We start from the raw sequence: 15,633 nt of genomic DNA, 5'->3' as shown, positions 1-15,633 counted from the left end.
AGGAGAAAAGTATTGACCGCATTCGGCAGCTGTGCAGTCGAAGGCGTGGGTGAGCGAACTTTTGCATCAGCTTCCGGAACCCTCACAGTTATTTCGCCGCTTCGACGCCGACAGCAGCTCTGACGGCGCAGCCCGTGACCGGTTTGAACAATTCGTTACTGACCTCGTCGCCACTCAATGGGACGACGCGACCACGGTCTCTGCACGGAATCACAACGACTGGGGTATCGACACGTTTGTCGGGGAGCTAGGAAAAGGTGAGGTTCGGGTTTGGCAGTCGAAGTACGTCCGTTCCTGGCAAGATGACGGCCCCCGAAGACAGGTCCGGGATTCGTTCACGTCGGCTCAGAGGCAGTCAGAAAAAGAAGGGCACCGGATTGTCGAATGGACCCTCGTCATTCCTGCGATTCTTCACCCGAAGGAGATGCAGTGGTTCTCTAATTGGGCGAGACGCATGACGAAGCAGACCGGAACGAGGGTAACTATCTGGCAAGGCGACAAACTTCGTCAACGGCTTATGAGCAGCGAAGCCTATGACGTACGCAGAGAGTATTTTCCATACACCCTCACGCAGCAGGTAGCCCAGGTTGCGTCGGTCCCTGAAGTAGCCTTGACCGACGACTACGCGGCATTCGATGACGCCTTATTCGTCCGGCAGCTCCATGAAGCCGGGTTCTCGGAAACCAGCGCCGCGTGCGGGATGTACTTCGCGACCGACGCACTACGTCGCGATCTGGAAGCGAAGGAATCCGTCACGGCGCTTCACGCCTTCCGCACCGTTCAGCTCAGCGTGCACGGGGTGTGGGAGACCCGATTCAACGAACATGTTTCGACCTGCGACGAAAATGGGAGGATGCTCCCCCTTTACGGCACCGTCATCCGCGAAGCGGCTACAGTCCCCGACGCTCCAGGCCTCGCTCTGCAAAGCGCGCATAAACAAGGTGCTGCGCACCTGCTCGTCGAGCAGCGCAAGGCAGGCTGGGTGAAGCACTGGCGGGAGGTCGCTGAATCCCATATCCCAGAGACTGCGATCGGCTCGACCGTACCCCATGAGAGCACCGCCGCCCCGACCGCTAACGCTGGCGGAGAGTTGATAGTCAATCGTTCCATTGAAGATGACTACCGCGTTGAGCCGGAGCTGCCACGCCAAGCGGAGACACCAGTGGAAGAAGGCGTCGACGCATGATGGGTGACGGTTCAAAGGCGGCCGATATGACTGTGCCGCCAGCGTTTGTGCCGGAAAATAATCGCACGTTTCGTTGTGCTCGTTTGCTTCTCCTTCTTGCCACCGCTAGACACGACGGCAGGCAAATTGCCTCTCTCGATCGGCTCGCTTACTACGAGTTCTTCGCAGACAACCCCTGGGTTGTCATCGATGGCGGAAGCAGCGGGGACGCGGCCGACGAGAACACTCTGATACTCGCGGGATTCTCGCGCACACAGCTGTCGTACGCCTCCACCGGGCAGCGATTCGTGTCTCGGAGGGAACGGATTCGCGGTGACCTTGCGCAGCTCGTTGCGTACGGCTTGGTCCATCTCGCCGATGCGCAGTTCGTCATTACCGAGCGGGGCCGAGGAATCGCCGAAAGCTTGCAATCCTCATACGCCGACGGGTTCCGGGCATCCGCAAGCGTTGTCCTCCGACGCCTTACACGGCTCTCGAACAAGCAACTGCAAGAGAACGTCGAACGTTGGCTGGGTCATTCATGGCTCCTACTCGACCTTCTCGACGGCGTTCGCGGGGCTGACGTGCCCACCGCTGTCTTTATGAACCAGGAAAGGAACTCGGCGTGGGTATCAGAGTGAAACGGCTGCGGCTCATGGGTGCGTCAGCTACTACACCCAGCTACGAGGTCTCCTTCCAGCCGGAAGGTGCCACGGACGGTTACCGTCCCCTCTCCATCATTGCCGGCCCGTCATTGACTGGTAAGACAACCATCGTCGATTTCATCGCCTACTGTCTCGGCGGCAACTACCTTCCCCCGCACGACGAGATACGCGCACGCGTACGCGGGGCACTTCTCGAACTGGACCTTGGGGATCAGCCGACCGTGATTGAGCGTACCGCCGCTGGATCCCCGTCCGAGTTCGCCACAGTCTGGCAGTCCGCATTTGAAAACATTGGGGACAGCGCCGAGCTCAGGCTTAATATTGAGCCGACCGGAGACCCATCAGGGTTGTCGCAGTTTGTTCTCGCATCATCGGGCCTCGACGGGGTGCGGCTGTCCGATTCAGTCATCAAGGACAGCACTGCGTCCGCAATGCTGTCCATTCGGGACGTTTTTCGGGTTCTGATAGTTACCAACGACCGCCTCGACTCGAAAAGTCTTGTTTACGAGCGCGAGCACTTCATGGTTAAGCAGAAATATCGCCAGACCATTGAAGTCATGTTCGGTGTGTACGACAACGAGGAAGCAGTCCTCGCGGAACAGCAGCGCCGTGCAGTTCAGCAACGCAACAGTGCACAGGCACGTCTCGAAGGCCTGATCATTAGCGCTGAACGAGACTACCCGGACGGCCTCGGTGCGTTGCAGAGCATCGTCGACCAGCAGTCGATCCTCATTGCGGAACTGAATGCCCAATTGCGCAACCTTGACGCAGAACGGCGAAGCACCGAGAGCGCTTCGGCGAACATGCGCCGGTCTCTCGACACGGCGCAGCGCCGCGCTTCGATGAAACGTGTGCAGGTTCGGGATCGCCAGTCGCTTCTCGATCGGCTCGATTCGCTCCGCAGCCAATATATAGACGACCGCCGGAAGCTAAACTTCCTCCTCGATGCAGAAGCATCGTTCGATCCTTTACGAGTGTCCCAGTGCCCGGCTTGCTTCAACCCGCTGGATCCGACACCATCCATAACGGATGGGAGTTGTTCCCTCTGTCAGCATCCTATTGATGCCGGGACGCCAGAGCCGATCGCGGCGAACTTCGAGGACTCTCCCCCTACGGGGGCATTAGCAGATGCGGCCGCCGACGCGAATGAGCTGGCGACAGGCGACCCTAACGGTACTCGGCTGATTCGTGCGGAGCTTCGTGCGGTGAAGTCCCGGCTCGTCAATCTCAACGACTACATGGCCCGGCTCACAGTCGACCATGCGGCGTTGGTGCGAGACGCCGCAAATGCGGAACGGAACGCAACCGAAGCGGCCGCAGCCGTGGACGCGATCGTCGCCAGCCCTGCTCCATGGCTGGCGCTACGAGATCGGCTCACGGACGACATCACGTCGGCGAAACTTGCTCGCCAAGCAGCGGAAAGTGGTGTGCGAGCATGGGAATGGGTAAATAAGAGCTGCTCTCTCGTGGAGTCGCTGCAGGGGGACGTGGACCGACTATCTCGGGCCCGCCGGAGAACCCGACCGGACCGCGACGCAATAGCACGGGCACTGTCCGACAGGTTCGCTGCTATCCTCGCCGACATCGGCTATCCAAAGCTCAGCAATGCGTACATCGGAGAAGACTTCATCCCGTACGTCCGCGGCCTGCAATACACCAACGCGAGCAGCGGTGGCATGGTCATAATCGCCCTCGCCTGGAATCTCGCCCTGTGGGAAGTAGCGTACGAACAGGACGCGAACGCTCCAGGCTTGCTCATCATCGACAGTCCCCAGAAGAACCTCGGCCACAATGCTAGTCCAGACGACGATTTCGCCGACGCTGCCCTCGTCGACCGGTTCTATGCCCACGCGAAGAACTGGCTCGCCACCGACGGACAAGGGGCGCAGCTTATCGTGATCGACAACAGCCCGCCCGACTCTGTCGCGGACGATGTCGTCGTACGGTTCACTCGACGCGCGGAGGAGTACCCCTACGGGCTCATTTGGGACGCCGTTAACTAAAGGATGCACCAAGCTGTTATTGCTTATGTGATGGGCCGATGTGAAGGGGGCAATCAACTGCAGGTCCTTCGCGGTGAATCTACCGCCCGATCTCGTACTCCATTATTGATGATGACCTCAGCGGGCAAAGGAGTTGCAACTGTTGTTGTCCGTGTTCTCTCCGCTCAGCCGATAACAGCGCATATGTTCGGTTGTAAGCCCTCGTTGAAAACCTTACTCGTCTACTCACATGGGTAATTGAGTTGCCGCCCTAACGAATCCCAGCCCGCAGTTCGGAGTACCAGCGCTTCGCGCTGATAGGGCGCATACGTCGCTGAACCAGCAAGGTAATGAGGCTCAGGAACGCCGGCGCCTCCGTTGTCGAAGCGCCGGCGTTCCTGAATTTCGGCCGTGTACCGCGTGAGGTGCGGCTACTGGAAGTTGGCGAGGTCGCGGTCGCGGCCTTCCTTGGTGAGCAGGATTGCTCCAGCTGCTGCCACGAAGGCCAGGATCCACACCGAACCGAGCAGGGTGAGGCTGCCGCCGCCGAGGACCAGCAGGCCCGCTGCGATCGCCGGAGTGAAACCGGCTCCAAAGGTCGAAGCGCTCTGGTAGGCCAGCGACGCGCCCGTGTAGCGCATGCGCGTCGGGAAGAGTTCGGCGGTGAACGCGCCGAACGGGCCGAAGATCAGCCCCTGCAGGGCCTGCCCAACCACGACCGCTACGGTGAAGCCAAGCACGGTTCCGCTGTCCACCAGCCACAGGATGGGGAAAGCGCAGACTGCAGCCGCGATCACGCCGGTGAGCATGACCGGTTTGCGGCCGAACCGGTCGCTGAGCCGGGCGCCGACCATGGTGGTGATGATCATGCCGAAAGCTGCAAGGGCCTTGGCGTTCAGGACGCCGGTCTTGTCGGCGCCGGCGTCGACGGCGTAGGAAACGGCCCAGACGGTGACCATGCCGGCGATGGTGTAGACGCTGGTGCCGGCGATGATGCCGAGGATCAGGTTCTTGGGGTGCCGGGTCAGCACTTCGGCCAGCGGAATCTTCTTGGATTCGGCCTTCGCCTCAAGTTGCTGGAACAGTGGCGTTTCGCTGACCTTCAGCCGAATGACGAGCCCGACGGTCACCAGCACGATGCTGATCAGGAACGGAACTCGCCAGCCCCAGGCCAAGAACTGTGCGTCCGGCAGCAGGGTGAAGAGACTTACGGCCAGAGTTGCCAGCAGGGCTCCGGCGGGCGCACCCATATTGGCGAAGCTGGCCGCAAAGCCGCGCTTCTTATCCGGGGAGTGTTCGAGGGCCATCAACATGGCGCCGCCCCACTCCCCTCCGACAGCCAAACCCTGAACCACCCGCAGGGTGATGAGCAGAATGGGAGCGGCAACGCCGACCTGGGCCGTGGTGGGCAACAAGCCGATGATGGTTGTGGCGACGCCCATGGTCATCATCGAGATGATGAGGACCGTCTTGCGGCCGATGCGGTCGCCGAAGTGGCCGAAGATTGCCCCGCCGAGCGGTCGGGCCACGTAGCCGGCCGCCAGCGTTCCAAAGGAGGCGAACGCGGCCATGCCCGGCCCCAGGTCAGTAAAGAACACCTGGCCGAACACGATGGCAGCGGCCGTGGCGTAGAGGAGGAAGTCGTAATACTCGATGGCACTGCCAATGAAGCTGGAGGCCAGGATCCTCCGCATGTGCTTGGTGTTCAGGCTTTGGTCGGCCGGGTTCTGCCGCACAGTTTCCATGCTGGGTGATGTCGTCATCGTCATACCTATTCTGCGGTAGCGAAGGAAAGGGTTTCCTGTCGGGCGAAGGAGATAACCTCCAGATCGTCCGGAACGTAGACCTGGCCCTCGAAGGTGTCCTCGGCCCGGTGCCAAACTGCGGGATCTGCCGTTCCCGGGACGAGGTGGTGTAACGCAAGCGCTTTGGCTCCCGCCCGGGCGGCAACCTCCCCTGCCTGCTGCGGACTGGTGTGGGATTTGTGGTGGTGGTCCACCGAGGCTTGTGCGGTCGCCGGTTCCTCGTGCGCGTAAGCCCGCTCGACCCAGTCAAAGTCGATGGCCTCGTGCATCAGCAGGTCGGTGTCCCGGGCCAGCCGAACCAGGTTGTCGCAAGGTGCTGTGTCTCCGGAGATGGTCACGGAGCCATCGGCCGTCTGGAATCGGAAGGCAAAAGCCGGAGCAATCGGCGGGTGCTTGACCAGCGTCGCCGTCACGGTGACCAGTTCGTCGCGGTAGATCTCGAAGGGTTCCATGCCGGGTACCGGATTGTCGTTTGGGTGGAAGCCGGTTTCTTCGGGGACCGCGATGTCCTCGGCCTGGAAGTACTTCAGCGGAGACGGACGCAGCGAATCGATCACTCGATCATTGATGTCGGTTGAGTACGCGCGCAGCAGCGTACTCACCATGTCCTTCGTGCCAAGTGTGGGGTTCTCCGGGAAGACCGGTTCCGGCACTTCAACCGCCCGCGGCGATGCCGGAGGAAGCGCCCCGCGGTCGCCGGGTCCCAAGATGCGGATGGGCCGCTGTGACGGATCGACGATATGCAGGAAACCGAAAACGGTCATGCTGGCCAGATCGATGGTGTGGTCGGAGTGCAGATGGGTCAGGAAAATCCCGCGGATCTGCGGAATCTGCAGTCCCGCCATCATCAGCTGCCGGCCGACCCCGTGCCCCAGATCCACCAGGTACACCGCATCTCCGACGACTACGGCGGTCGCTATGCCAGCCCTTTGGCCTTGCCTAGCGCCCTTCCACCAACGGGGACCGCCCGCCGTGCCGAGCGCCACAACGTGGGGCTTCAGCTTCGAACTACTTGATTCAACGGTCATCGTTCCTCCGGGTGGGTAATACAGATCACAGGTTCTAGATATCTACTATCCGGAGTACGCTAATTTTTGTAAATCACAAAGAACAAACAAACAACTTATGATTTCCTAATGAATGTCACGCTCCGGCAACTGGAATACTTTTTGGCCGTGGCCGAACTGGGCTCGGTCACCGCCGCTGCCCGTCGCTGCCACGTCTCCCCCGGCGGCCTCTCGCTGGCGTTGACCGAATTGGAAGCCGCCCTCGGAGTTCAGCTACTCCTGCGTCGGAAGGCCAAAGGCGCCGCACTGACGCCGACCGGCCGCTGGGTCGCCGAACGGGCTAAAACCATCGTGGCGGACGCGGGGGAACTGCAGTTTGCCGCCCAACGGCTCCACGGTGAACTCGTCGGACCGCTGAAGATCGGGTGCTTCGGCTCACTTTCGCCCTGGCTGCTACCCCGCATCATCGAACACTTCGCGCTCGAGCACCCCGCCGTCGACATCGAACTCACAGAAGGCTCCTCCGACCTTCTGCAGCAAATGCTGCTCGACGGCGAACTCGACGTCGGCCTGATGTACTCACTGCACATCAACACTGAGATGGACCAGACCACGATCGCGCCCGTTCGGCTCCAGCTCCTACTTAGCCCCGAACACCCCCTCGCTGCCCAAGACGAAATAGCACTTCGGGACCTCCGCGACTCCCCGGCCGCACTCCTGGCGCTTCAACCGGCACGCGACCTGGCCGAAAACCAACTCCGGAGCGCCGGGTTCGAACCGTTCATCAAATGGCGCAGCACCAACGTGGAAACCATCCGCTCGCTCGTAGCACGGGGGCTGGCCTACTCCGTCCTGATGGGCAGGCCAATGGGCGACCGTACCTATGAAGGACTCTCCCTGGCCTACCGGCGAATCAAGGACGACCTGCCTGAGAATGCCGTCGTGGCAGCGACCCCGCGTGGAACTGCCCCCTCAGGGAAAGTGCGCGCCCTCCTCGAGTACTGCCAGCAGGAATTCACACCCAACAAGTCACCGGTCCAGTAACCACACCCGCCTGGACACCGAGCAACACGTGTTTTGGACGTACCCCCCCCGGCCCCAGCTGTCCGATAACGGCGCCGATGACGGGAGTACGCCCCGCCCGGGTCTCTCAAGGCTGGGCTAGGTAACTGCCTGGGCAGTACAGCCAGGTCAGCGGAGTGTGGCCGCGCCATATTGCAACATGCAATTGATCAGCTTTCTTAAGGTGAGTTAATAGCATTCTTACTATTAGATGGTCAGCTTTCTTTGCAATTCCACCCTGATATAACAAGGGTTTCCGAAGCGATACTGAGACATACTAAGGCAGCTCTTTCTGGGCAGTAGAGGTCAGCATGGTTGGACCTATACCTTCACCCGACCGGCCTACTCGGGCCGGCTGTTGACGGGCGGCTTGATTCGCAGGATTCGGTAACTGGAGGGCGCAGCACGCTTCCACCCGGTGCCGGCAACTGGAGCCTGCGCAGGCCAGGCTTTGCCGCCCGTTCACCCGGTCGTAGCGGACGAGGGACCGGTCCGTCATACGGAAGTCCTACCTTGAGGGATTGCTTCCAACAGCAATCACCCTGGCGAAAGGAATCTGTATGTCTTCCCCTGTCTCCCGGCGTCGTCGTGCCCTGATGGGCGGCACCGCCCTGGCCTTGCTGGCACCGCTGGCGTCTTTCGGCGTGCAGATCGCTTCGGCGGATCCGCCGAAGCACTCCGGCGCGGAGGGCAACCCGCCGGCCCATGCTCCCGCCAAGGGCCACCGCGGAGACAAGCCCGTTGATGATGGGGTGGACCCCACGACCTACGTCGGCGGTCCGGAAGTGGTCACCGATGGCGAGACAGGGAAGGATGTCCTGGAAGGCGTGGTCTTCGATGACGCCAACCAGAACTCGGTCCGGGATAAGGGCGAGGAGGGCATCGCGGGGGTGACGGTGTCCAACGGCCGCGAGGTGGTCCAGACCGATGCCAAGGGCCGCTACGAGCTGCCGGCACAGGACAAGGACACCTTCTTCGTCACCAAGCCCGCCGGCTGGGACACCCCGGTCGACGAGAACAACATCGCGCAGTTCTCCTACACCCACGCCCCCCAGGGCACCGCCGAGCAGGAGTTGCGCTTCGGCGGCCTGGAACCCACCGGGGCACTGCCCGCCGCGGTGAACTTCCCGCTGACCAAGAATCCCTCCTCGGCCGGCGAGGACATCCGGTGCCTGGTGCTGGCCGATCCGCAGGCCTACTCCAACCAGGAGATCTCCCATGCGCGCAACGGTGCCCTGCGCGAGGCAGCGGCCTATGATGCCGCCGACTGCGGCGCCCTGTTGCTGGGCGATATCGCCGGCGATGACCTGGGCATGTACGACCGGGCGAAGGAGGCCCTGGGCCTGATGGGCATGCCCGTGCGCGCCATCCCCGGAAACCATGACTTGGACTTCGACGCCACGGACGCCCGGTGGTCGTTCGATACCTACCGGCAGCACTGGGGACCGGAGAACTACTCCTATGATGTCGGCGAGGTACACGTGCTGGCGCTGAACAACGTGAAATACCCGTGCACGCCCGAGGACGACAACGCCGACGGCAAGCGGCCGGCCTGCGAGGACCCGGCCGGCGCCCCGGCGTACAACGGCCGCCTCGGGGAAGACACCCTGGCCTGGATCAAGAAGGATCTGGCCACCGTGCCCAAGGGCAAGCGCGTGGTGGTCGCCACGCACATCCCGCTGGTGTCCCACTCCGGCGCGGACAGCGCCCAGCACCAGACCGACGACGTCCGCACACTCTACGAACTCCTTGAAGGACGCGAGGCGTTGTCCCTGTCCGGTCATTCGCACTGGGTCGAGTCGATGGCCAAGGGAGATTCCCTCGGGGCATGGGAGAAGGCCGTTGGGGTGAAGGCGGTGCCGTTCGACCACATCGTCGCCGGCGCCGTGTCGGGAGACTGGTACGCCGGGGACTACGACGTCGACGGCCAGCCGATGAGCTTCCAGGGCGACGGCGCGCTGCCGGGCTTCTGGACCTTCGACTTCTCCGGCACGGACTACCGGCACGCTTTCCATGCCACGGGCCGGGACGGCGACCAGATGGGCCTGGGCCTGAGCTCCCCGCACTACCGCCACTGGGCGCAGACCCTGATCGACTGGCGCGACGAACACCCCGTCACCTGGGAGAACAAGCACAAGGACGCGGTGCCCCCGCTCACCCTGGGTGATCTCGGGGATCAGAACATGATTACCCGCGACGACCTGGACGGGGGCACCTACCTGACCGCCAACGTCTGGGCCGGCACCACTGACTCCACCGTCAGCGTCTCGATCGACGGTGCCGAACCCGTCACCGCGGAGATCACCCAGCCAGCGGCGGGTGAAGAGGTTCGGCGCGGCGTCGAGTGGTCCGACCCGTCGGCGCTGATCCGCCAGCTCACCAGCGCCCGGATGTCCTACCAGTCGACCTCGGGGAACCCGGAGGCCCAGGGCCTGCACCTGTACAACGGCCAGGTCTACGGACCCTCCGCACCGCGCCCGGTGGAAGGCAACCTCGCCGATGGCTCCCCGCACCTGTGGCGCATCCCGCTGTCGGCCGACCTCGAGAACGGCATGCACCTGGCCGAGGTGGTCTGGACCGACCGCTACGGCAACGGACACACCGAGACCCTCGCCTTCGAGGTCGTCGACGAACGGCCACAGCAGAGCTTCCGGCTGGACACCTTCGGCGAGGACGTCGTGTGGTGATCCACGGTCCTCGGCCAGGCCTGACAAGAAGAAGGTGATGGGCTTCGGCCACCGAGTCTACAAGCACAGTGATTCCCGCGTGCCGACCATGAAGGCCGCCCTCGACAAGATGATCGACAACTACGGCCGCCCCGAAATCCTCGGCCTATATGACGGGCTGGAGCACGCGATGGCCGAGGCGAAGGACATCAAGCCGAACCTGGACTACCCCGCCGGCCCCACCTACCACCTGATGGGGTTCGACACGAGAATGTTCACCCCGCTGTTCGTGGCCAGCCGCATCATCGGCTGGACCGCACACATCATGGAGCAGCTGGAATCGAACTCGCTGATCCGTCCGCTCAGCGAATACAACGGCCCGGCAGAACGCTCTCTCTGAAAGAGCACAGCTGTAGACGTCGTAAACCGGTTACAGGTGCCCTCAAACTGCGGTGTGGCACCGGACGATCACCCGGATCGTCGATCCTACCGCCACGATTACGGTGCCCCACCGCCACTATGCTCCTAGCAAAAATGAGCAGTGAAAGCTAGAGAGCCGATGCAGCTCATTAGTGCCAAACAACTTGATTCGAAAACCACTGGAGATTCTTATTTAGAAAGCAGTTGCTTATGAAGAAGACCAACCCCGACTCACGTAGGAACTAAGGTAGAGCCCGCCACTATCACTCCGCCCAGTCGGAGCGATAGTGGTTTAGGCTGCCGAAGGCGGGAAAGCAGCCGACGTTACTCTTTCTTGACGTAGCCAAGTCTAGGGTCAGCATAGCCGGCGGCTTTCCAGGGTCGTTCTGCTACCAGAGGGCGCGCCGTCAGGAATTTAGGCGAACCGACGGAAACCCGTCTCCCATGATGAAGACGGGTGCAAGGATTTCCCCTGCTCGTCCGCTTGTTAAAATCGGCCACGCTTTTCTGGTGAGATCGGTGGGCGCGTCAAAGCCTCCCTGGCGTACTTCTTCCCAAACGCCCGCCCGGCGGGCTAGGGGCCGCATAAAGTCATGAGAGTAAACCGTAATACCATCCCAGATCTTCTCCTCCCTGCTCTTCTTCGCATACGCGCGATATAGGTCCAGGGTTCCTTTCTCTGCTCGGGATGCGAGGCTCTTCAACTCGTCGTCCCCGAGCAGCCGCAGCTCGGACATGGGGGTTTCAAGAGTGTCACGGGCAAAAACAGCCACCCGCTCGAGGTGGTCGAGGTAGGTGGAAGGTGTGGTGAAGGTTGTTCCGATGTCATTGATCCTTACTGCAATATCATCATTCCCAAAGATCATTACTTCCGAGATGGCATATGGCATGCCTTGGGCCACCTCCCCCCAGGAATAGGCCGATTCGTGCAGAAAATGGTCTCGCACTAAAGCGAATCCCCCTCCGGGAAGCGGATAGGGGCCGGTGTCTCCCATGCCGAGCCTATTGTCGTAATGGAGCATGAAGCCGAACAGTTCGGTCGTTGCATTGAATCGGCGGAAGGTGGCTCGCCGCTCGGGGTCCTCCAGTGACGTGGCTTTGTCGAGGAGCGAATCGAGAATGTCGCGGTCGAGGTGTGGCAGTTGGAAGTCTCTGCCGGATGCCAGGCCCGACCCGTCGCCCCAAGTGCCATGCCATAAGCGTCGTCCGAACTGGATGGCGGTTTCGACGTCTCCACGGGAGGCCACAGGATCGACAAGGTCGAGCTTCACGCCGATTCCGCGGCCGAGAAGAGCCATCAGAGCGCAAGCGTAGTTGCGGAGATGGTTAACCTTTGTCCCAACTTCCCTCTTTGAGACTTTCCCCAGCTCCACCAGACCGTCGACGCCGATTTTCTCCGTTATGGTTCGCATGGCATCTGGGTATATGTCCCACTGCTGCACGAATGAGAGCGTTTCGTACTCCTGGCGTGGAATCAGACCAGATTCGCCTTCGGTGGAACGGGAAGCCATAAGCTCCCACAAGTTCCACGCCATGTAGTTGAACCAGCTGTCGATCTGGTCGTCAGTAAGCCGATCGGGTTGGATGTCCGCCCATGTGGTGTCAACGAAAGGATGGGGATCTTTTAGTCGCATCACCCGGTCCCCTTCGGGGCCTCCCGGAACCTCGGCCTTGAACTTCTCTACGAATTTGGCGAATTCGATTGTCTCTGACACGTTGCGCCTCTTTCCCGATGAAGACATAAAGAACCGTCTTTGATCAATCATTGCCCCATTAGATGGTCCAACCATAGGTGATTGAACTCAGAGGTCAAGCCCCTGCCCGGGGTTGTTCAGACCAGTTGTCCGTTTCCTGCGGCACCTAGGATTGGGAGCGGGAAGCCGGCCTGTCTAAGGTCAAGTCCAGTGCTTCAGAGTCTGGGTCACAGCACGTTGATGATTTCCACTGGGACTGTCCTTTTTGACTAAGCCAAGCAAGACATGCCCCGTGAGTGATTACTTCTGCCCGGATGTACTCGGCGCCCTTCCGGTTTTAGAACAGCTGTTGATGCCTCGGCATCGCAGGCACGGACCAAATTACTCGGAGGCGAAGACCCGGAAACGAGACGCGCTTCCAGGTCTTCGAGGCTTGCCTTAACTCCTAGGGAGATATGTCGTGGGACGACGACGAGGGAGCTCCACTGCAATGCAGGCAGATCAGACACCGGGGAACCGAGCCAGGAGCGCAGCCTTGAGCCCTTCGATTACCGTCATTGAAACGCCCCCGGATTCCAAAAGGTACTGCGCAGCGCCGCCATATTGTTCATCCAAATGTTGCAGGGCGCTTTCCATCGCAGAGGCTGGTGTTTCAAACAACACTCGTACATCGTCGAGAGATACCCCTGCTTCTTCGAATATCGGAGCGTAGGCCCGTACGCGGTTAGGACGGAATACCCCCGTGAGGGCATAGTCGGCCACGGTAACAGCCCTAGGCGTGCCCAGGACCTCCAGCACCAAAGCAATCAGCAGCCCGGTACGATCCTTACCTGCCGAACAATGCACTAGCGCAGGTAAACGTTCGCTATCGGCAAGGAGCTCAGCAGCGGCAGCGAACGTCGTCGCCCGACGATCCAGGGTGTCTCGGTAAAATTGCGCCAGGTCGGCCTCGGTGAAGCGGGCCATCTCGCCGGACAGGAGACGGCGGATGTAGTTGGTATCTGTGCCCTCACCGCCTTCGGCAATAGGAAGTTCCACAACGTCAGCACCGGTGGCCTGCTTCCAATACGACGGGGTGTGCGCGGCCTCATGGACGGCCCTCAGGTCTATGACAGTTCGGATGCCTAGCTCTCTGAATCGTTTAGCGCTGGCGGCGCTCCACACCCCGTGGATGCGACTTCCGCCTTCTCCGACAAGGACTTCCGAGCGCAACAACCGCCGGCGGGCAACTACCATGCCATCACCGGCCGGATAACCGCCCAAGTCTCTTAGATTGCTGGTTCCCGGAATCGGGATTCGACTGTTTTCGATCGTCATAGCACCTCCCCTTCCAGTTCTCACTTTTCTGGCACGCGTGGCTAGCCCGGTGATGCCAATCACAAATTCGCCTTCCCTTCGGCTCTGACTGATGCTATCTTGGGGCTCACCCATTGCAATGGTCATACCATAGACCTAGTTGGACGAAAGGGACGCTGTGACACGAACCGAGGGCTTTGACTCTCCCCTTGGAGTGCCTGTTATTTATGCTTTCGATCACGACCACGCCGTATCGGCGCGGAATCTGGTCGACATCCTTGGTGGTAAGGGGGCCGGCCTGGCAGAGATGACAGCGGCACTGGGCATGGCCGTTCCGCCCGGCTTTACAATTCCGCTTCCAGTATCTCGGGTGTATCGCCAGACGGGATGGCCTACGGAGCTGGATGACGCTCTCATTGGGCATATGAAAGCCCTGGAGATTAAAATCGGCAGGAGCTTCGGCAGCGATAAAGATCCTCTCCTCGTCGCTGTGCGCAGCGGGGCCCCCGTCTCCATGCCGGGAATGCTCGATACGGTCTTGAATCTCGGACTGAATACACGGACGGTGGTTGGTCTCGCCAAGGTGTCCGGTGATGAATGGTTCGCCTGGGACAGCTTCCACCGTTTTCTGCACATGTTCGGCACGACGGTCATGGGAATCTCGGCCGAAGAGCTCGACGGTGGGCCCGTGGGCAAGACAGTGGAAGAAGTGAAAGCCTCAGTTGAGGCGCTTCAAGCCCGCATCCTGACATTGGCCGGCCGCGCAGTCCCGGAAGACCCCTGGCAGCAGTTGCGCGAGGCGATCGAGGCAGTCTTCAAGTCATGGGACTGTGACCGCGCCAAGGCCTATCGAGCCAAGGAAAACATCGACGAAGCCATGGGCACCGCAGTCAACGTGCAGGCCATGGTTTTCGGCAACCGCGGACAAAACTCGGGAACTGGCGTTGTCTTTACCCGCAATCCTGCGACCGGCGCACCGGGCCCGTACGGTGATTATCTTCCGCGCGCCCAGGGCGAAGAGGTTGTGGCCGGTACGTCCCGGACGCTGCCGATAACGCAACTAAGTGAGCATCAGCCGGAGGTGTATGCAGAGCTTCTTGCCGTTCTACGCCGCTTGGAGATCCACTACCGTGACATTTGTGACGTCGAATTCACCATAGAAAACGGCCGCCTCTGGCTACTTCAAACCCGAGCAGGAAAACGCGGGGCCGCGGCCGCAGTACGGGCCGCTGTGGACTTCGTTCATGATCCTGACATCAGCCTCACTCCGCAGGAAGCCTTGGAACGGGTCCCGGTCGAGATGCGCGAGAGGGCCCGCAAGGAGGCACTGGAAAACTTCACGGAAGCAGACCACGACGCAGATCTCCTCGAGGTGGGACTGGGGGCATCGCCAGGACGGGCAACGGGCTCCGTTGTTCTGAGCAGTGACGCCGCAGCAGAGGCAGAAGGCGACGTCATCCTGGTACGTCGTGAAACCAGCCCCGAGGATGTTGCCGGCATGTCGGCCTCGGCCGGCGTTCTAACAACCAATGGCGGACTAGTCAGTCACGCTGCCGTCGTCGCACGCGGATGGGGCATCCCTGCCGTCGTCGGCGCCCATGGCATCACTTGGCACGCGGACAGACTCCTCGCAGGCGTGCGGGAGATCCGGGAAGGCGACGTCATCACGATTGACGGATCCACCGGCCAGGTCTGGCTCGGTGCAGTTGGCGCCCGCAATGGCGAGCCGGCGGACGAACTGCTTGCAGCTGCCCTCCCCCAGTTGGCCGAACTCGAGAACTGGGCCGCGGAGCTGGAAGTCCCTGCATAACTTTGGCCAGGGAAAGCCTGCCGTCGCTTCCAGCCGGCGGTTCGTCGCAAACTAACCAGCC

General features: G+C 61.2%; 10 protein-coding genes and 1 pseudogene. 7 read left to right on the top strand and 4 right to left on the bottom strand.

Annotation, left to right across the window (positions count from 1 at the left end; translation table 11 throughout):
* The first annotated feature begins 49 nt into the window (after positions 1-49).
* The 3 genes from AC5RV2_RS01165 to AC5RV2_RS01155 are packed head-to-tail and all read left to right on the top strand — an operon-like array spanning position 50 to position 3,833.
* On the top strand, positions 50-1,186 hold the full coding sequence (locus AC5RV2_RS01165; RefSeq protein WP_494090791.1) for a hypothetical protein: 1,137 nt from the start codon (positions 50-52) through the stop codon (positions 1,184-1,186).
* Entirely contained in the window at positions 1,183-1,806 is a 624-nt protein-coding gene (locus tag AC5RV2_RS01160; RefSeq protein WP_494090790.1) for a hypothetical protein, read from the top strand. Before AC5RV2_RS01165 ends, AC5RV2_RS01160 begins: the two co-directional genes overlap by 4 nt.
* Positions 1,791-3,833, top strand: coding sequence for an ATP-binding protein (locus AC5RV2_RS01155; protein ID WP_494090789.1), 2,043 nt, complete (start codon positions 1,791-1,793; stop codon positions 3,831-3,833). The genes AC5RV2_RS01160 and AC5RV2_RS01155 overlap by 16 nt, the downstream gene beginning before the upstream one ends.
* A gap of 410 nt (positions 3,834-4,243) precedes the next feature.
* On the opposite strand, the gene AC5RV2_RS01150 is transcribed toward AC5RV2_RS01155, so the two are convergent.
* Together AC5RV2_RS01150 and AC5RV2_RS01145 are read right to left on the bottom strand one after the other, a co-directional pair.
* Positions 4,244-5,575, bottom strand: coding sequence for an MFS transporter (locus AC5RV2_RS01150; protein WP_494090788.1), 1,332 nt, complete (start codon positions 5,573-5,575; stop codon positions 4,244-4,246).
* Positions 5,576-5,583: 8 nt separating this feature from the next.
* A complete protein-coding gene (locus AC5RV2_RS01145; RefSeq protein ID WP_494090787.1) occupies positions 5,584-6,645 on the bottom strand; it encodes an MBL fold metallo-hydrolase in 1,062 nt (353 codons plus the stop codon).
* A 108-nt stretch (positions 6,646-6,753) separates the two neighbouring features.
* Between AC5RV2_RS01145 and AC5RV2_RS01140 the strand changes: the two genes are divergently transcribed.
* The 3 genes and pseudogenes from AC5RV2_RS01140 to AC5RV2_RS01130 form a co-directional block, all read left to right on the top strand.
* Positions 6,754-7,668: a LysR family transcriptional regulator gene (locus AC5RV2_RS01140; protein WP_494090786.1), complete on the top strand. Its 915-nt coding sequence runs from the start codon at positions 6,754-6,756 to the stop codon at positions 7,666-7,668.
* A gap of 578 nt (positions 7,669-8,246) precedes the next feature.
* The gene (locus AC5RV2_RS01135; RefSeq protein WP_494090785.1) at positions 8,247-10,373 is read left to right on the top strand and encodes a calcineurin-like phosphoesterase C-terminal domain-containing protein; all 2,127 of its coding nucleotides are present in this window, start codon (positions 8,247-8,249) and stop codon (positions 10,371-10,373) included.
* Between the two features lie 13 nt (positions 10,374-10,386).
* A pseudogene (locus tag AC5RV2_RS01130) lies at positions 10,387-10,752 on the top strand (citrate/2-methylcitrate synthase); the annotation flags it as partial.
* A gap of 427 nt (positions 10,753-11,179) precedes the next feature.
* On the opposite strand, the gene AC5RV2_RS01125 reads toward AC5RV2_RS01130, so the two are convergent.
* Together AC5RV2_RS01125 and AC5RV2_RS01120 are read right to left on the bottom strand one after the other, a co-directional pair.
* The gene (locus AC5RV2_RS01125) at positions 11,180-12,487 is read right to left on the bottom strand and encodes a hypothetical protein (RefSeq protein WP_494090784.1); all 1,308 of its coding nucleotides are present in this window, start codon (positions 12,485-12,487) and stop codon (positions 11,180-11,182) included.
* A 480-nt stretch (positions 12,488-12,967) separates the two neighbouring features.
* On the bottom strand, positions 12,968-13,783 hold the full coding sequence (locus tag AC5RV2_RS01120) for a tyrosine-protein phosphatase (protein ID WP_494090783.1): 816 nt from the start codon (positions 13,781-13,783) through the stop codon (positions 12,968-12,970).
* A gap of 157 nt (positions 13,784-13,940) precedes the next feature.
* Here AC5RV2_RS01120 and AC5RV2_RS01115 point away from each other — a divergent pair, with 157 nt between their 5' ends.
* Positions 13,941-15,572: a pyruvate, phosphate dikinase gene (locus AC5RV2_RS01115; RefSeq protein ID WP_494090782.1), complete on the top strand. Its 1,632-nt coding sequence runs from the start codon at positions 13,941-13,943 to the stop codon at positions 15,570-15,572.
* Positions 15,573-15,633: the final 61 nt, after the last annotated feature.

The sequence above is a fragment of the Arthrobacter sp. Y3225116 genome (genome assembly GCF_059091245.1).
The sequence above is the reverse complement of the archived record's forward strand: the minus strand, read 5'-3'. Positions and strand labels throughout refer to the sequence as shown.